The sequence below is a fragment of the Pseudoduganella buxea genome, from assembly GCF_009720835.1.
Lineage (GTDB): Bacteria > Pseudomonadota > Gammaproteobacteria > Burkholderiales > Burkholderiaceae_D > Rugamonas > Rugamonas buxea.
In genome coordinates, this window is record NZ_WNKZ01000071.1 from 1 (window position 1) to 18,931 (window position 18,931).

Here is an 18,931-nt window from a genome sequence, read left to right on the forward strand (position 1 = left end):
GCGCGCCCAAACCAGCTATGCCATCTGGCGGCTGTGCCCGCTGACGCTGGCCGACGCGCTGCTGCGGCGCTGCGCCGATGCACCCATCCTTACCTTGACGGGGGCGGCAGGCATCGGCAAATCCGCACTGGCCCTGGCCGTGGCGCAGCGCTTCACGGCGGGGCGCCGCTGCATCGTCGATGTCGACGGCATGGGCGCAGGCGGCATCGTCCCGGCCATCGCGTCGGCATTGCGCCTTGCGCCCGGAGCCGGACGCGACCTGCCGACTCTCGGCGCGGGCCTGCCGGAAGGTCCGCTGCTGCTGGTGCTGGACGATTGCGATCACCATATGGAGGCGGTCAGCGCGGCCGCCGAGTGGCTGACGCGGTGCCATCCCGGCCTGTGCGTGCTGGCCACCAGCCGCCAGACCCTGCGCGCCGACGGCGAGACGGTGGTGCGGGTGCCGCCGCTGGACGGCGCCGCCGCTATGCAGCTCTTCCTGGACCACGCGCCTCACGAAGGAGCCGGGGTGCTTGTTGCCGCCGCCGCGGACGGCATCGGGCAGGCTTTTGGCGTCCCGCTGGCGCTCGTCCTGGCCGCGCGTGCGCTCGGCGGCGGCACCAGCCACGCAGTCATGCCGCCGCGACATCGCAGCCTCGACGCCGCGCTGGCTTGGGCCGAGCCGCTGCTGCCGACCGGTACCGGCGCGGTGCTGGCGGCGCTGGCCAGCCTGCATTCCTGGTTCGGCTTGGCCGACGCCACCGCACTGCTGTCGGCCATTGGGATCGCGCCCGCACAGGCCCTCGACAGCCTGGCGACACTGGCGGCCCATTCGCTGCTGACGGTCGATACCACCAGCGCCCCGGCGCGCTACCGGCTGTCCCGACCCTGATAAACTTGCTGGTAATCACTGAAGCAAGCGTTCCGGCCCGCTCTGTGATATCAAAAAACATATCGGAATGGCCGAAATTATTATTGGATTGAATTCGCACATCCTCCTAATATCAGGACCGGAAGCAGTTTGATAACTGCTCGGGACACATAATTACAAGATACCGGAGACAACATGACGCACTTCCCCTTGGGCCGTGTCGCGCCTGCACACACATCTTTCACCTTGAAAGTCACTGTTGCCGCGCTGGTCGCGGCGGGTCTGCTCAGCAGCGCATCGGTCAAGGCCCAGGAAGCGGCCACGCCGGCCGCGGACATCGCTGCGGCACCTGCGCCGGCAGCCGCGCCAGCGGGGCAGGATGTCAATGTCGTCACCGTCACGGGCATGCGCAGCGCCGCCCGTAACGCCCAGGCCTTCAAGCAGAACAACGAGCAGGTGGTCGATTCCATCGTCGCCGACGATATCGGCAAGTTCCCCGACAAGAACGTGGCCGAAATCCTCGGCCGCATCACGGGCGTGCAGATCATCCGCGAGGCGGGCGAGGCCAGCAACGTCGTCATCCGCGGCCTGCCCGGCGCCGTCACCCTGCTGAACGGCCGCGAGATGTTCACCGCCGTCAGCCGCAGCCTGTTCCTGGCCGATATTCCCACCACCATGCTGTCGCGCCTGGACGTATATAAATCCCAGGGCGTCGACATGGTCGAAGGCGGCACCGCCGGCGTCATCGACGTGCGCACCAACCGTCCCTTCGATTTCAAGGGTTATACGGCCAGCGTCGTCACCCGCGCGGAAAACCGCGACAAGTCTGGCGCCACCGATCCGCAGGTGTCCGGCATGGTGTCGAACCGGTGGAAGACCGCCTACGGCGAATTCGGCGCCCTGGTGGGCTATTCCTACCAGCGCGGCCGCTACCAGGACGAAGGTGCCTGGGTCGGCGTGCCGCTGTCGCTGGAGCAGGGCATCACGGGCCCGGACACCCTGGGCCGCGTGATGACGTCGGGCGACCGCAAGCGCTGGGCCAGCAACGGCGTGCTGCAATGGCGCCCGAACGCGGACATCGAGGCCTTCGCCGAAGTGATCAGCACCCGTATCGAACACGATGCCGAAACCAACTTCCTGGTCGGCCAGCTGCCCTTCAACAAGGGCGCCACCATCACGAAGATCCCCGGCACGAACTACCTGCAGTCGATCAGCAAGGACGGCGCCGACCAGTGGACGCTGACGTCGACCCAGGGCCGCCGTCACTACTCGCGCACGACGCAGGCCGCCGCCGGCGCCACCTGGGACGTCAACGAACAGCTGCGCGTGAAGACGGAGCTGGCCCGTACCATCAGCAAGTTCCGCAACGCGAACCCGATCGTCGACATTGTCGGCTACCTGCCAAACGTCAGCGGCAGCATCGCCAACGGCGCGGGCACCTTGAATTATCCGGGTGGCGACATCACCAGCGGCGCGAACTTCTTCCTGGAGAAGTTCTTCGACCAGCACAGCCACGACGAGGGCAGTTCGACCGACTGGCGCGCGGACGTCACCTACGAGCCGGCCAACAAGGGCTTCTTCCGCGAGTTCTCCGGCGGCGTGCGCATCGCCGAGCGCAAGGCGGCATCGATCCACGGCATCGAAGGCGCCGTCACGCATCCGGGCGCGTATTCGAGCAGGCAGGTCATGGTCAATTCGATTCCCGGCTTCGTCTGCGGCTCGCCCGCCACGGCCGGCAACTACGGCATCTCCTCGTTCGTCGTGCCCTGCGCCAGCTACCTGCTGAACAACGTCAACGACCTGCGCCAGACCTTTACCGGTTCGACCACGCCGAACCCGGAAGACCCGCTGTCCTACTACGCCGACATCGAGAAGACCCGGGCCGTCTACGGCAAGGCCGATATCGCCTTCAACGCGTGGTCCGTGCCGGTGGACGGCTCGATCGGCCTGCGCGCCGTGCGCACGGAACAGGACCTGCGTGGCAATTCATTGATCAATAACGCCGTGGTGGGGGCCAGCACCAAGACCTCCAGCACGGACTACCTGCCGAACGTGGCGCTGCGGGCCAAGTTCCGCGACGACCTGCAGTCGCGCTTCACGTGGGCCAAGACGACCCAGCGTCCCGTCTTCGCCGACTTCAACCCGGGCCTGGTGCTGCACCAGGCGGGCAACACGACGCTGGCCACCGGCACGTCGGGCAACCCGAACCTGAAGCCGATCGAGAGCAAGAACATGGATGCGTCGCTGGAGTGGTACTTCGCCCAGACCGGCTCCATCACGGGAACCGTGTTCTCGCACGAATTCAAGAACTACATCCGCCGCAAGTCGACGCCGGAAACCTACGACGGCGTCACGTATGATGTGAGCCGGCCGTACAACACGACGGACGGCAAGCTCGAAGGCATCGAGATCGCCTACAAGCAGTTCTACGACTGGCTGCCCGGCTGGCTGGGCGGCTTCGGCCTGGAAGCGAACGGCACCTACATGCATGGCGGCCTGACGGAGCCGGACGGCAAGGTGAACAGCTTCGCCGGCATGTCGAAGTGGGCCTACAACCTGATCGGCCTGTACGAGCGGGGCGACTGGTCGGCACGCGTGGCCTACAGCTGGCGCTCGCGCTTCGTCTCCGAGTACGCCTACCGCGCCACCCAGTACGACCTGGTGGTCGATCCGATGAAATCGCTGGATGCGTCGTTGACGTACAAGCTGACGAAGAACCTCAGCCTGACGGTGGACGGCACCAACCTGACGGACTTCAAATACAAGGATTACCACTCGGTGCCGGACCTGCCGCGCGATATCCGCCGCTATGACCGGACGGTCGGCGTGGCGCTGCGCTGGAAGAACTGACCGGAAGTTGGCACTGATGTTTCAGCTGTTGTCGTAAGTAGGGGGGGGGCGCCGGGCCGGTCTGCGGTTCGCGCCCCGCAGTCATTCTCGAGGATCGTGATGCAAAAATTATCAACGGTGGAAAAAGTAGGTTTCGGTGCGGGCGACATGGCCCTGAACGTGGTGATCTCGTCGATGATGCTGATCATTACCTTCTTCTATACCGATATCTACGGCTTGCACACGCAGGACCTGGCCATGCTGTTCATGGCCGTCAAGATCGTCGGCGCCGTCGCCGACCTGGTGATGGGCCAGATCACGGACCGCTACACCAACCGCTTCGGCCGCTACCGACCATGGTTGCTGTTCCTGGCCGTTCCCTACGGTGTCAGCGTGTTCTTCGTCTTCACGACGCCCGAGTGGGCGTATGACGCGAAGCTGGTATGGGCCTATTCGACCTACATCCTGATGACCCTGATGACGGCCGGCGTCGGCATTCCGTATATCTCGCTGATCAGCGGCCTGACGAGCGACCCGAAGGAACGCCTGTCGGCCAACGGCTACCGCCTGTTCTTCGCCAAGATCGGTGCCTTCATGGTGACGATCATCGTGCCCGTGCTGGCCAAGGAATGGGGCGGCGGCGATCCGGCCGTCGGCTACCAGGCGGCGATGGCCGTGATGGCGCTGATGGGCGTGGTGCTGTTCATGTTCTGCTTCTTCACGACGACCGAACGGGTGCACCACGTCGTCGAGCGCCAGCCCCTGCTGGGCCAGTTGAAGGTGCTGCTGAAGAACGACCAGTGGCTGATCCTGTGCGGTGCCTGCGTGACCGGCACGGTCGGCTACGTGGTGCGCGGCTCCGTCGCCATCTACTATGCCAAGTACTACCTGGGCGGCGACACGGACGTGGTAGCGGCCTTCCTGTCGACGGGCGTGGCGGCCGCCATCCTGTCGATGATCGCGTCCACGTGGATCACGAAAAGCTACTGCAAGGTCAAGCTGTTCCGCAATTCGCAGGTGCTGGTGGCCCTGATCAGCCTGGCCATCTACCTGTTCGTCAAGCCGGGCGATATGGTGCTGGCCTTCGTGCTGTACTTCCTGCTGTCGTTCATCGTCGACCTGCATGCGCCCGTGTTCTGGTCGGCCATCGCCGAGACCATCGACTACGGCCAGGTCAAGACAGGCACGCGCGTGTCGGGCTTCGCCTTCGGCGGCATTTCCGTCTGCCAGAAGGCGGGCATGGGCGTGGCCGGCATGCTGGTCGGCGTGCTGCTGACCCACTTCGGCTACCAGGCCAACGTGGCGCAAAGCGAGCAGTCCCTGAACGGCATCGCCCTGATGCTGACGGTGATTCCGGGCGTGTTCCATCTGGCGATGGGCCTGTTGATGTTCCGTTACCGGATCAGCGATGAATATTATGGAACCGTGAAGGCCGAGATGCGCACGCACGGCTATGTGGCCGGCTGAGTGCCGGCAAAATGCAAGAATGGAGAACACTGTGGCAGAAGTCCTGAAACCCCTGATCGAGCAGCGCGCCGATCCCTTTATCTATCGTCATACGGATGGCTATTATTATTTCACCGCGTCGGTGCCGCAATACGACAGCATCGAACTGCGTCGCGCCAAGACCATCGAAGGCCTGGCCAGCGCGCAGACGCGCGACGTCTGGCGCAAGCCGGATACGGGCCCTTATTCGGAGCTGATCTGGGCGCCGGAGATCCACTTCAACCAGGGCGCCTGGTACGTGTATTTCGCCGCCGCGCCGAGCCGCGAGATCAAGAACAAGCTGTTCCAGCACCGCATGTACGCCATCCGTAACACCAATGCCAATCCACTGGAAGGGCAGTGGGAGTTCATGGGCCAGGTCGATACGGGCATCGACAGCTTCTGCCTGGACGCCACCACCTTTACCCACAAGGGGCAGCTGTACTACCTGTGGGCGCAGAAGGAAGAGGGCATCGACGGCAATTCGAACCTGTACATCGCGCCGATGGAAACGCCGTGGCAGATCAAGGGCAAGCCCGTCATGCTGAGCAAACCGGAATACGACTGGGAGTGCCGCGGCTTCCTCGTCAACGAAGGCCCGTCCGTGCTGAAGAAGAACGGCAGGATCTTCATCAGCTATTCGGCCAGCGCGACAGACCACAACTACGCCATGGGCCTGCTGTGGGCCGACGAGAATGCCGACGTGCTGGACCCGGCCGCGTGGCACAAGTCGGAAAAGCCCGTGCTGGAAACGTGCTACGAGCACAAGATCTACGGCCCTGGCCACAACAGCTTCACCATCGGCGAAGACGGTTCAACCGTGCTCCTGGTCTATCATGCCAGGACTTATACTGAAATCGTCGGCGATCCGCTGTGGAATCCGGACCGCCATACCTTCGTCAAACCCCTGCGCTGGAACGCAGACGGCATGCCCGACTTCGGCCGCCCATCGATCGCCTAGCGGTTTTCAAGTGGGCCCGCTGGTGGCCGCGGGCATGGCCTGCGGCACCGGTGCACAGAACAAGATACGGAAACGAATGGAACTCTCCATAGAACAGGAACCGTTCGGCCAGGCGCCGGACGGCACCCCGCTGAGCCTCTACACCCTGCGCAACCGCAGCGGCATGGTCGTCAAGATCACCAACTACGGCGGCATCATCACGGAAATGCATGTGCCGGACCGCCACGGCAACCTGGCCGACATCACCTTCGGCTTCGATGAACCGGAGCCGTATTTCAGCGACTCGCCGTACTTCGGCGCGCTGATCGGCCGCTACGGCAACCGCATCAGTGGCGGGCGCTTCCAGCTCGACGGCCGCACGGTCCAGCTGGACGTCAACAACGGCCCGAACCACCTGCATGGCGGCACGGATGGCTTCCACAAGGTGGTCTGGCATGTCGTGCCGCTGGTGGGGGACCTGTCCATCGGCCTGAAACTGACGCACACGAGTCCGGACGGCGACCAGGGTTATCCCGGCAACCTGGAGGTGACGGTCACGTACGAGCTGAACGACGCCAATGAGCTGCTCGTCAAATACCACGCGACGACGGACCAGGCCACGCCCATCAACCTGACCCAGCACGCCTACTTCAACCTGGCCGGCAAGGGCTCGATACTGGGCCACGAGCTGGTCATCAATGCCGACCGCTACACGCCTATCGACGAGAACTCGATCCCGCTGGGCCACCTGGCACCGGTGGAGTACACGCCGTTCGACTTCCGCCAGCCACGCAAGATCGGCCAGGCCATCGATGCGGACGACGCGCAGCTGAAGAACGGCCTGGGTTACGATCACAACTTCGTGCTGAACAAGGCGGAATCGAATGTGCTGACCCTGGCGGCGACCTTGCGCGATCCCGGTTCGGGCCGCGTGCTGGAGCTGTACACGCAGGAACCCGGTGTGCAGTTCTACAGCGGTAATTTCCTCGACGGCAGCCTGTCCGGCAAGGGCTGGACCTACGGCCACCGCGAAGCCGTCTGCCTGGAGCCGCAGCACTACCCGGATTCGCCCAACCGGCCCGAGTTCCCCAACACCATCCTGCGCCCCGGCGAGGTGTACGCGACGCGCTCGCTGTACCGCTTCACGACCCAGGCCTGAGAACTGCATCGAAACCGGCCGGTCCGCCTGAGCGGCCCGGCCGGTTTTTTTACGCCACTGCCCGACCATGAAACTGTATTCCTCCCTTGCCGCCATCCTGCTGTTGTCCGCGCTGGGCACGGACGCACTCGCCTTCGACAACCCCCTCGTGCAACAGCGGGCCGACCCCCACGTCACCCTGCACACGGACGGCTGGTACTACTTCACGGCCACCGTGCCCGAGTACGACCGCATCGAACTGCGCCGGGCCCGCTCGCTGGATGCACTGGGCAAGGCCAAGGCGCAAACGGTGTGGCGCAGGCACGCGGGCGGGCCGATGAGCGCGAACATCTGGGCCCCGGAGCTGCACCGCATCGACGGCAAATGGTACCTGTACTTCACGGCAGGCCGGCATGAGGCGCCGCTGGATATTCGCCTGTACGTGCTGGAAAACCCTGCCGCCAACCCGCTGCAGGGGCAGTGGACCGAGCGGGGCCAGCTCGACACGGGCTGGGAGTCGTTCGCGCTGGACGCTACCACGTTCGCCGTGCACGGGCAGCGCTACCTGGCATGGACGCAGCGCCCGCCCACAACGGACAAGCACGTCACCGGCATCTATATCGCGAAGATGGCGTCGCCCACGGCCATTGCCGGCCCGGCCACCTTGCTGACCCTGCCGGAATACCCGTGGGAGCGCATCAAGTTCGACGTCAACGAGGCGCCGGCCGCGCTGGTCAAGAACGGCCGCGTCTTCCTGACGTATTCCGCCAGTGCGACGGACGCGAACTACGCGCTGGGCATGCTGACGGCGAAGGAGGGCGCGAACCTGCTGGACAAGTCGTCCTGGACCAAGTCGCCCGTTCCTGTCTTCGCCAGCAGCGAGGCCACCGGCCAGTACGGCCCCGGCCACAACTCGTTCACGACGACACGCGACGGCAAACAGCGCATCCTCGTGTACCACGCACGCAACTACCGCGACATTCCGGGCGACTCGCTGCACGACCCGAACCGGCACACGCGCGCGCAAATCATCCGCTGGCGGCCCGATGGCAGCCCGGATTTCGGCCAACCTGTCTCCGACAACAAGTAAAAACCGGGGACAGTCCCCTGTTTAGAAGAAAGATTGCTCGAAAAATGGGGTCTGTCCCCATTTTTCTGGAAACTTTCGCTGTCCGATATCTTTTTTGTTATCGCAGCTGAATTTTTATTCATTGGAAAGATATCGTTGCATTCTCTAACATGCTTTCATCGCAGTCCGGTGAGGATAGTCATGGCACCGGGCCCAGAACAACATGGAGGAATGCATGTCAGAGACAAAGAAAAATGTAAAACTGCGCTCGGCCGAATGGTTCGGCACGCAGGACAAGAACGGTTTCATGTACCGCAGCTGGATGAAGAACCAGGGCATTCCGGACCATGAATTCCAGGGCAAGCCCATTATCGGCATCTGCAACACCTGGTCGGAACTGACCCCCTGCAACGCCCACTTCCGCAAGATCGCCGAACACGTCAAGAAGGGCATCATCGAAGCGGGCGGCTGGCCCGTCGAGTTCCCCGTGTTCTCCAGCGGCGAATCGAACCTGCGTCCCACCGCCATGCTGACCCGTAACCTGGCGTCGATGGACGTCGAGGAATCGATCCGCGGCAACCCGATGGATGCCGTCGTGCTGCTGGTCGGCTGCGACAAGACCACCCCCGCGCTGCTGATGGGCGCCGCGTCCTGCGACATTCCCGCCATCGTCGTCACCGGCGGCCCGATGCTGAACGGTAAGCTGAACGGCAAGAGCATCGGCTCCGGCACGGCCGTGTGGCAGCTGCACGAGCAGGTCAAGGCCGGCGAAATCACGATGCACGACTTCCTCGCCGCCGAAGCGGGCCACTCCCGTTCGGCCGGTACCTGCAACACGATGGGCACCGCCTCCACGATGGCCTGCATGGCCGAGGCACTGGGCACGTCGCTGCCGCACAACGCCGCCATTCCCGCCGTCGACGCGCGCCGCTACGTGCTGGCCCACATGTCGGGCATGCGCATCGTCGACATGGTGTGGGAAGACCTGCGCCTGTCCAAGATCCTGACCCGCGAAGCCTTCGAGAACGCCATCCGCGTCAATGCCGCCATCGGCGGTTCGACCAACGCCGTCATCCACCTGAAGGCCATCGCCGGCCGTATCGGCGTCGACCTGGAACTGGAAGACTGGACCCGCGTCGGCCGCGGCACGCCGACCGTCGTCGACCTGCTGCCGTCGGGCCGCTTCCTGATGGAAGAGTTCTACTACGCCGGCGGCCTGCCGGGTGTGCTGCGCCGCCTGGGCGAGAACGACCTGCTGCCGCACAAGGACGCATTGACCGTCAACGGCAAGACCATCTGGGAAAACAACCTGGATGCACCGATCTACGACGAGGAAGTGATTCGCCCGATCGACAACCCCTTGATCAAGGACGGCGGCATCTGCATCCTGCGCGGCAACCTGGCGCCACGTGGCGCCGTGCTGAAGCCTTCGGCCGCGTCGCCGCACCTGATGCAGCACCGTGGCCGCGCCATCGTATTCGAGGACTTCGACCACTACAAGACCCGCATCCTCGACCCGGACCTGGACGTCGACGAAAACTGCGTGCTGGTGATGAAGAACTGCGGCCCGAAAGGCTACCCGGGCATGGCGGAAGTGGGCAATATGGGCCTGCCGCCGAAGATCCTGGCCAAGGGCATCAAGGACATGGTGCGCATCTCGGATGCGCGCATGAGCGGTACCGCCTACGGCACCGTCGTGCTGCACGTGGCGCCGGAAGCCATGGCCGGCGGCCCGCTGGGCATCGTCAAGGACGGCGACATGATCTCGCTGGACTGCGCCGGCGGCAAGCTGGACCTGGAAATCTCGGAAGAAGAGATGCGCCAGCGCCTGGCCGACCGGGCCGAGACGCAGGTGGCGGGTGCCAAGTCGGGCTACCAGCAGCTGTATATCGACCACGTGCTGCAGGCCGACCAGGGCTGCGACTTCGACTTCCTCGTCGGCATGCGCGGTTCCGCAGTGCCGAAGCATTCCCACTAATTCAGAAGAACGACAGCGACACGACCTGGCCAGCGCGCCCGGTCGTGTCGCATGCCTTCAAGGAGATAGCATGCTGCTAGTTCAATTCAAGTCCGGCGACAGCCGCCACGTCGGCATCCTGGAGCAGGACACCATCCGCGTCATCGACGGCTACACCACCACCTACGCGCTGGCCCAGGCGGCCATTCGCGGCAAGCACAAGCTGGCCGAACTGGCCCAGGCCTCCGCCGGCGCCACTACCTTTGCTTTTGCCGACGTCACGCCGCTGCCGCCGCTGGACCACGAAGACCCGGCCCACTGCTACGTCACGGGCACGGGCCTGACCCACCTGGGCAGCGCGGACGCACGCGATGCCATGCACAAGAAGATCGGCGGCGACGTCGAGACCCTGTCGGACTCGATGAAGATGTTCCGCCTCGGCGTCGAAGGCGGCAAGCCTGCTGCCGGCACGGCCGGCGCCCAGCCGGAATGGTTCTACAAGGGCGACGGCTCGATCGTCGCCGCCAGCGGCCAGACCCTGGCCATGCCCGACTTTGCGCTGGACGGCGGCGAAGAGCCGGAGATCGCCGGCCTGTACGTGATCGGCGACGACGGCCAGCCTTACCGCGTCGGCTACGCCATCGGCAATGAATTCTCCGACCACGTGACGGAACGCCAGAACTACCTGTACCTGGCCCACTCGAAGCTGCGCGTGTGCGGCGTCGGCCCGGCCCTGCTGGTGGGCGAGCTGCCCGACCATATCGACGGCGTCTCGCGCGTCCTGGATGCCGGCGGCAAGGTGCGTTGGGAGAAGGCCTTTGTCAGTGGCGAAAAGAACATGTCGCACACCATCGCCAACCTGGAACACCACCACTTCAAGTACGACCTGTTCAAGCGTCCCGGCGACGTGCACGTGCACTTCTTCGGCACCGCCACCCTGAGCTTTGCCGACAACGTCCAGGTGGCGCCAGGCGAAACCTTCGAGATCGAAGCCCCCGCATTCGGCCCGGCACTGCGCAACACGCTGACCGTCATTGAAACCAACGTCGCACAGGTAACCGCATTATGAGCAACCAAGTCAACATCACCGGCGAAGCGCTGATCGGCGGCGTCGCCGTCAAGGGCACTGGCAACCACTTCAAGGCCTTCGACCCGAGCAAGCGCGAACAGCTGGAACCGGCCTTCTACGCGGTCGACGAAGAACAGATCGACCAGGCCTGCCGCCTGGCGGCCGAGGCATTCGACACCTTCCGCGCCACGTCGAACGAAGAACGCGCGCGCTTCCTGGAAACCGTGGGCGAGCAGATCCTCGCCCTGGGCGACGAGCTGGTGCAGCGCGCGTCGATGGAGTCGGGCCTGCCGCGCGTGCGCATCGAAGGCGAGCGTAGCCGCACCGTCAATCAGCTCAAGTTGTTCGCCGAGCTGCTGCGCGAAGGCTCGTGGGCCGACGTGCGCATCGACAGCCCGCTGCCGGAACGCACCCCGCCACGGCCGGACCTGCGTCTGCGCATGATCGGCCTGGGCCCGGTCGCCGTGTTCGCGGCGTCGAACTTCCCGCTGGCCTTCTCTGTGGCGGGCGGCGACACGGCATCGGCCTTCGCGGCCGGCTGCCCCGTCGTGCTGAAGGCGCACTCCGCGCACCCGGGCACGTCCGAGCTGGTGGCACGCGCCGTTGTCAAGGCGGTCGAGATGTGCAAGCTGCCGGCCGGCGTGTTCGCACTGCTGACGGGCACGGGCCGCCATATCGGCCAGGGCCTGGTGGCCCATCCGGCCATCCAGGCGGTCGGTTTCACCGGCTCGCGCGGCGGCGGCACGGCCCTGATGGCCGTCGCGGCGGGCCGTCCGCAGCCGATTCCCGTGTACGCGGAAATGAGCAGCATCAATCCCGTGTTCCTGCTGCCGGGCGCGATGGCCGCCCGCGGCGAGCAGATCGCCCAGCAGTTCGCCCAGTCGCTGACGATGGGCGTGGGCCAGTTCTGCACCAATCCCGGCCTCGTGCTGGGCATCGCCGGCCCGGAATTCGACGCCTTCGCCAAATCGGCGGCGGCCGCGCTGGAAAGCGTGCCCGGCGCGCCGATGCTCACGCCAGGCATCGCCGGCAGCTACCAGGAAGGCATCCAGACCCTGGCCGGTCAAGGCTGCGTGAAGACCTTGGCCCTGGCTGCGCAGGAAGAAGGTCGCGGCGCCCCGGCGCTGTTCGCCACCACGGCCGCCTCGTTCCTGACCGAGCAGGCACTGCACGGTGAAGTGTTCGGTCCCGCTTCGCTGCTGGTGGCCTGCAAGGACGTCGCCGAGATGCGCGCCGTCACCGAGCACCTGGAAGGCCAGCTGACGGCCACCCTGCAGCTCGAGGACAGCGATATCGACGCCGCGCGCGAACTGCTGCCGGCGCTGGAGCGCAAGGTCGGCCGCATCCTGGCCAACGGCTTCCCGACCGGCGTCGAGGTATCGACGGCCATGGTGCACGGCGGCCCGTTCCCGGCCACGGCGGATGGCCGCAGCACGTCCGTGGGCACGGCGGCGATCACGCGCTTCCTGCGCCCGGTCTGCTACCAGAACCTGCCGCAGGCGCTGCTGCCGGAAGTGCTGCGCGACGGGAACCCGCAGGGCATCTGGCGCCGCACCGATGGTGTGCTGGGCAAGGCTTGAACGGTAAAATCAAAAAATCAATAAGGGAGACACTATGACTGAGTTGGCCAAGTTCGGCAGCCTGCGCGGCAAGCGCGTATTCGTCACGGGCGGCGGCACCGGCATCGGTGAAGCCATCGTCGAGACGTACGCGCAGCAGGGCGCGATCGTCGCCTTCGTGGACATCGCGCAGGAGGCCAGCCTGGCGCTGGTCGAGCGCATCAAGGCGGCCGGCCACCCGGCCCCCGTGTACCGCTACTGCGACATCACCGACATCCCGGCGCTGCAGGCCGCCATTGCCGAACTGGCGGCGCAGGTGGGCGACTTCGACATCCTCGTCAACAACGCCGCCAACGACCAGCGCCACAAGCCGGAAGAGGTCACGCTGGAATACTGGAACGAGCGCATCGCCATCAACCAGCGCCCCATGTTCTTCACCTGCCAGTCGGTCCTGGCCGGCATGAAGGCAAAGGGCGGCGGCTCGATCATCAACATCAGCTCGATGTCCTGGCACGCCAAGAACGGTGGCTACCCCGTCTACGGCACCACCAAGGCCGCCGTCATCGGCCTGACGCGCTGCCTGGCGCGCGATTTCGGCCCCTACGGCATCCGCGTCAATACCGTGACGCCAGGCTGGGTCATGACGCAGCGCCAGATCGACCTGTGGGTCGACGACGCGGCCGAAGTGGAAATCAAGAAGGCGCAATGCCTGCCGGGCAAGCTGATGCCCGAGCACGTGGCGTCGATGATCCTGTTCCTGGGCGCCGACGACAGCGCCATGTGCACGGGCCAGGAATTCATCGTGGACGCCGGCTGGGTCTAAGCCGCATGCAGTTCAGCCCGTGTCCACCGTGGGGTCAGACCCGCCGGTGGACACGGGCCCATCCGTAGTTTCCGTTCGCTGTACGCCGCCGGTGGTTTTCGACCGCGCGGCGCTTTCACCGTTACGACTATGAATCTGATCCGCATTCTCGGCGTGGCCGCCTGGGCCGCCACACCCTTCGCCCTGGCCCAGCCGGCCGACACCGTCGCCAGCCCGGACGGCAAGCTGGCCGTCACTGTCGCCAGCGCCGACAACGGCACTATCACCTACGGCATCAGCCGCGACGGCAAGCCCGTGCTGGGCGGCTCCGCCCTGGGCCTCGTCTTCGACGGCGCCGACCTGGCGTCGAAGCTGACGCCGGAAGGCAGCACGGCTCCGCAGCGCGTCACGGACAACTACGAACTGGTCTCCGGCAAGCGCCGCCACGTCAGCTATGCCGCCAACGAGCGCACCTGGCGCTACGTCAATCCGGCCAGGCAGGCGCTGGCCGTGACGTTCCGCGTGTCCAACGACGGCGTGGCGTTCCGCTACCAGGCCAGCGGCGACAAGCTGGCCTTCCGCACGGAGGCGACGACGTTCGCGCTGCCGGCCGGATCGAAGGCGTGGCTGCAGCCGATGTCGGTGGCCAAGACCGGCTACCAGCGTACCAACCCTTCGTACGAGGAGCACTACCGCATGGACATCCCCGTCGGCACCGCCTCGCCGCTGGCGGCCGGCTGGGTGTTCCCGGCCCTGTTCCGCACGGGCGACACGTGGGTTGCGCTGACGGAAGCGGGCATGGACGGCAGCTTCCACGCGTCGCGCCTGCAGGCCGACTCCCCTGGTGGTGTCTACCGCATCGGCGGCCCGGCGCCGGAAGAGACGTACACCAACGGCGCCCTGCTGGCGTCGAGCCAGGGCAGCATGACGACGCCGTGGCGCGTGCTGGCCATCGGCTCGCTTGCCACTGTCGTGGATTCGACCCTCGGCACCGACCTGGCCGCGCCCGCGCCCGCCCAGATTCCCGCCTGGGTCAAGCCGGGCCACTCGTCGTGGAGCTGGGCCATCCTGAAGGACGACTTCACCAACTTCGACACGCAAAAGCAGTTCATCGACTACGCGGCGGCCATGAAGTGGGACTACACACTGGTCGACGCCTATTGGGACAAGAAGATCGGCTACGACAAGCTGAAGGCGCTGGCCACGTACGCCACGTCGAAGAATATCGGCCTGCTGGCCTGGTACAACTCGGCCGGCGCCTGGAACGACACCGACATGACGCCGCGCGACCGCATGCTGACGCATGAGAGCCGCGTGGCCGAGTTCAAGCGCCTGCGCGAAATGGGCGTGAAGGGCATCAAGGTCGACTTTTTCGGCGGCGACGGCCAGTCGATGATCCGCTACTACACGGAGATCCTGAAGGACGCGTATGACGCGCAACTGCTGGTGAACTTCCATGGTGCGACCTTGCCGCGCGGCTGGTCGCGCACGTGGCCCAACCTGCTGACGGCCGAAGCCGTGCGCGGATTCGAGTTCACCACCTTCACGCAGGAAGACCAGGACGCCATCGCACCGCATGCGGCCATGCTGCCGTTCACGCGCAACCTGTTCGACCCGATGGACTTCACGCCGTTGGCCTTCGGCGACATCCCGAAGATCAGGCGCACCACGCGCAACGGCTTCGAGCTGGCCGAGTCGGTGCTGTTCGTATCGGGCATCCAGCACTTTGCCGAGATCCCGCAGGGCATGGCCCCCGTGCCGGAATACGTCAAGGCCTTGCTGAGGGACCTGCCGCGCAGCTGGGACGACAGCCGTTTCATCGCCGGCGTGCCGGGCCAGTATGCCGTCATCGCCCGCAAGGCCGGCAACAGCTGGTACGTGGCGGGCATCAACGCCCAGGACACGGAGCAGGCTTTGGCGCTGGACCTGTCCTTCATCCAGGGGGCAGGGCAACTCGTCACGGACGGCGCCGGCGAGCGGCAATTCAGCAAGGCCGCCCTGAGCGCCGGCAAGTCGGTCGGCATCAAGGTCAAGGCCAAGAGCGGCTTTGTCGCCGTATTCAACTAGATCAGATCAGTCAGTTCAGGCAGTACCCGGTATTCAAATAAAAAAGGAGACGAAGCACATGAAGCACACCATACAGCGCACTATCCTGGCCATCAGCCTGGCCGCCTGCGGTACCGCGTTCGCGCAGGTATCCGTCACGATCGACGCGGCCAAGGCCGGTCCCGTCATCAACAAGAATATCTACGGCCAGTTCGCCGAACACCTGGGCACCGGCATCTACGAGGGCATGTGGGTCGGCCCCGAATCGCCGATCCCGAACACCAAGGGCTGGCGCAACGACGTACTGGGCGCGCTGAAGGAACTGCACGTGCCGCTGGTGCGCTGGCCGGGCGGCTGCTTCGCCGACGAGTACCATTGGAAGGACGGCATCGGCCCGCGCGACAAGCGTCCCGTCAAGGTCAATACCAACTGGGGTGGCGTGGAAGAGAACAACGCCGTTGGCACGCACGAGTTCTTCGACCTGGCCGAGCTGCTGGGCGCGGAGGTCTACGTCAACGGCAATCTGGGCACCGGCACGAACCAGGAAATGTCGGAATGGGTTGAGTACATGACGTCGGACAGCAAATCCACGCTGGCCGAACTGCGCCGCAAGAACGGCCGCGACAAGCCATGGAAGCTGGACTACTTCGCCATCGGGAACGAGGCCTGGGGCTGCGGCGGCAACATGACGCCGGAGCACTACGCGAACCTGTACCGCAACGCCGCCGCGTTCGTCCGCACGCCGCCGAATGCGAAGCCGAAGTTCATCGCCAGCGGCGGCCATGACAACGACATCCGCTGGACCGACGTGCTGACCAAGCAGATCAAGCAGAACATCGACGGCGTCAGCTTCCACTACTACACCATCCCGACGGGCAAGTGGGAAGTGAAGGGAGCCGCCACGGGCTTCAAGGAAGACCAGTGGCTGTCGACGATGAAGAACACGATGGCGATGGACGGCCTGATTCGCAAGAACGTCAAGCTGATGGACAAGAACGATCCGGCCAAGAAAGTCGGCCTGTTCGTCGATGAGTGGGGCACGTGGTACGACGTCGAGCCGGGCACCAATACGGGCTTCCTGTACCAGCAGAACAGCCTGCGCGATGCCGTCGTCGCGGCGCTGAACTTCAATATCTTCCACGACCACGCCGAACGCGTGCGCATGACGAACATCGCCCAGATGGTCAACGTGCTGCAGGCGATGATCCTGACGGACAAGAACCGCATGATCCTGACGCCGACCTACCACGCCTTCCGCATGTACGTGCCGTTCCAGGACGCGACGTCGCTGCCGGTGGCCATCAAGAACAACGGCAAGTACGGCATCGGCAAGACCAGCGTACCGCAGGTCAGCGCCTCGGCCGCACGCGGCAAGGACGGCAAGGTCTACCTGGCCCTCGTCAACACGGACCCGAACAAGCCGGTCGACGTCACCGTCAATGTATCGGGCATGGGTGCCGGCAAGGCCACCGGCCAGCTGCTGACGGCCGCCGCGATGGATGCGCACAACACCTTCGCCGCGCCCGAAGCCGTCAAGCCTGTGCCGTTCTCGGCCCAGGCCAGCGGCGGCAAGCTGACTGTCCAGCTGCCCGCCAAATCCGTTGTCGTGACCGCCGTGGAGTAAGCCATGAACAATTCGATGATGATGAAGGCGCTGGCATTGGCCGGCGTGGTGTCCCTGTCCGCCTGTGGCGGTGGCGACGATGGTGCCGGCAGCACGTCGGCGGCGAAATCGGGCGCCGTGACGGCAGCGGGCGTAGTCTCCGGCGGCGCGCCGGAGCAGCAGGCCGTGACGTTCACGGAGGTGGGCGTGCACGATCCCTCTGTCGTGGTGGATAACGGCACTTTCTACGTGTTCGGCTCCCACCTGGCTGCGGCCAAGAGCACGGATATGATGAACTGGACGGGCATTGCCGATGGCGTCAACGCGGCCAATCCCCTGATCCCGAACGTGTTCACCCAGCTGGCCGAAACGCTGGGCTGGGCGCAGACCAATACCCTGTGGGCCCCGGACGTGATCCGCCTGGACGACGGCAAGTACTATATGTATTACAACGCCTGCAAGGGCGACTCGCCCCGTTCGGCGCTGGGCATCGCCGTGGCCGACAAGATCGACGGCCCGTATGTCAACAAGGCCGTGCTGCTCAAGTCCGGCATGTGGGGCGAGGCGGGCGCGGACGGCACCATCTACGACGCGACGAAGCACCCGAACACGGTCGACCCGAACGTCTTCCGCGACAAGGAAGGCAAGCTGTGGATGATCTACGGTTCCTACTCCGGCGGCATCTTCATCCTGGCGATGGACCCGGCCACGGGCATGCCGCTGCCGAACCAGGGCTACGGCAAGCACCTGCTGGGCGGGAACCACGCCCGCATCGAAGGCGCGTACGTGCAGTACAGCCCGCAGTCCGGCTACTACTACATGTTCACGTCCTTCGGCGGGCTGGACGCCAACGGCGCCTACAATATGCGGGTGGCGCGTTCGCGCAATCCCGACGGTCCTTACGTGGACGGCAAGGGCACGGACATGGCGACCGTCAAGTCCAACCCGGCGCTGCCGCTGTTCGACGACGCCAGCATCGCGCCGCACGGCCAGAAGCTGCTGGGGAACCACCAGTTCGCGCTGGCGGCCGGCGAAACGGGCACACCGCTGGGCTACGTCTCGGCGGGCCACAACAGCAGCTACTACGACCCCGTGAAGAAGCAGTACTTCCTGATCTTCCACACGCGCTTCCCCGGCATGGGCGACTTCCACCAGGTGCGCGTGCACGAGATGTTCATCAACGAGGACGGCTGGCCCGTGGTGGCGCCGTTCCGCTACGTGCCGCTGTCGAAGAGCGCGCCCGTGGGTGGCACGCCCAAGAGCGCCATCGTGGCGGCGACCGAAGTGGCCGGTACGTACAAGATGGTCAATCACGGCAAGGACATCTCGGCCGCGATCAAGCCGTCGCAGGTCGTCAAGCTGTCGTCGAACGGGCGTGTCACCGGTGCCGTCAAGGGCTTGTGGTCCTACCGCGGCGGCAATAACATCAGCCTGACGGTGGAGGGCACGAAGGCTGTCTACAGCGGCGTGCTGTCGCGCCAGTGGAACAGCAATGCCAATGCGTTTACCGTGACGTTCACGGCGCAGAATGCGGACGGCGTGTCGCTGTGGGGCGCCCGCACGGGTAACTGAGGAATCGATCCA

Annotated in this window: 12 protein-coding genes and 1 pseudogene; all 13 read left to right on the plus strand. The window is 65.2% G+C overall.

The window, feature by feature from the left end; all coding sequences use genetic code 11:
• Positions 1 to 871, plus strand: a pseudogene (locus GM672_RS28410) (hypothetical protein); the annotation flags it as partial.
• Positions 872 to 1,045: 174 nt separating this feature from the next.
• Entirely contained in the window at positions 1,046 to 3,700 is a 2,655-nt protein-coding gene (locus GM672_RS20320; protein WP_155472362.1) for a TonB-dependent receptor, read from the plus strand.
• A 99-nt stretch (positions 3,701 to 3,799) separates the two neighbouring features.
• Positions 3,800 to 5,146: an MFS transporter gene (locus tag GM672_RS20325; protein WP_155472363.1), complete on the plus strand. Its 1,347-nt coding sequence runs from the start codon at positions 3,800 to 3,802 to the stop codon at positions 5,144 to 5,146.
• Positions 5,147 to 5,165: 19 nt separating this feature from the next.
• Positions 5,166 to 6,125, plus strand: coding sequence for a glycoside hydrolase family 43 protein (locus tag GM672_RS20330; RefSeq protein WP_155472364.1), 960 nt, complete (start codon positions 5,166 to 5,168; stop codon positions 6,123 to 6,125).
• Positions 6,126 to 6,201: 76 nt separating this feature from the next.
• Positions 6,202 to 7,263 (plus strand): aldose epimerase family protein, encoded by a 1,062-nt coding sequence (locus GM672_RS20335; protein ID WP_155472365.1) that lies wholly within the window; start codon positions 6,202 to 6,204, stop codon positions 7,261 to 7,263.
• 67 nt (positions 7,264 to 7,330) lie between these two features.
• The gene (locus GM672_RS20340; protein ID WP_155472366.1) at positions 7,331 to 8,332 is read left to right on the plus strand and encodes a glycoside hydrolase family 43 protein; all 1,002 of its coding nucleotides are present in this window, start codon (positions 7,331 to 7,333) and stop codon (positions 8,330 to 8,332) included.
• A 214-nt stretch (positions 8,333 to 8,546) separates the two neighbouring features.
• Positions 8,547 to 10,289 (plus strand): IlvD/Edd family dehydratase, encoded by a 1,743-nt coding sequence (locus tag GM672_RS20345; RefSeq protein ID WP_155472367.1) that lies wholly within the window; start codon positions 8,547 to 8,549, stop codon positions 10,287 to 10,289.
• Positions 10,290 to 10,359: 70 nt separating this feature from the next.
• The gene (gene araD1 / locus GM672_RS20350) at positions 10,360 to 11,337 is read left to right on the plus strand and encodes an AraD1 family protein (RefSeq protein WP_155472368.1); all 978 of its coding nucleotides are present in this window, start codon (positions 10,360 to 10,362) and stop codon (positions 11,335 to 11,337) included.
• Complete coding sequence (locus GM672_RS20355) at positions 11,334 to 12,917, plus strand: aldehyde dehydrogenase (NADP(+)) (protein ID WP_155472369.1); 1,584 nt, start codon at positions 11,334 to 11,336, stop codon at positions 12,915 to 12,917. The genes araD1 and GM672_RS20355 overlap by 4 nt, the downstream gene beginning before the upstream one ends.
• Before the next feature lie 34 nt (positions 12,918 to 12,951).
• Positions 12,952 to 13,719, plus strand: coding sequence for an SDR family NAD(P)-dependent oxidoreductase (locus GM672_RS20360; protein WP_155472370.1), 768 nt, complete (start codon positions 12,952 to 12,954; stop codon positions 13,717 to 13,719).
• 129 nt (positions 13,720 to 13,848) lie between these two features.
• Positions 13,849 to 15,765, plus strand: coding sequence for a glycoside hydrolase family 97 protein (locus GM672_RS20365; protein WP_155472371.1), 1,917 nt, complete (start codon positions 13,849 to 13,851; stop codon positions 15,763 to 15,765).
• A gap of 58 nt (positions 15,766 to 15,823) precedes the next feature.
• A complete protein-coding gene (locus GM672_RS20370) occupies positions 15,824 to 17,368 on the plus strand; it encodes an alpha-N-arabinofuranosidase (protein WP_155472372.1) in 1,545 nt (514 codons plus the stop codon).
• Positions 17,369 to 17,371: 3 nt separating this feature from the next.
• Positions 17,372 to 18,919 carry a glycoside hydrolase family 43 protein gene (locus GM672_RS20375; protein ID WP_155472373.1) on the plus strand — a complete coding sequence of 516 codons (1,548 nt, stop codon included), beginning with the start codon at positions 17,372 to 17,374 and terminating at the stop codon, positions 18,917 to 18,919.
• The last annotated feature ends 12 nt before the right edge of the window (positions 18,920 to 18,931 follow it).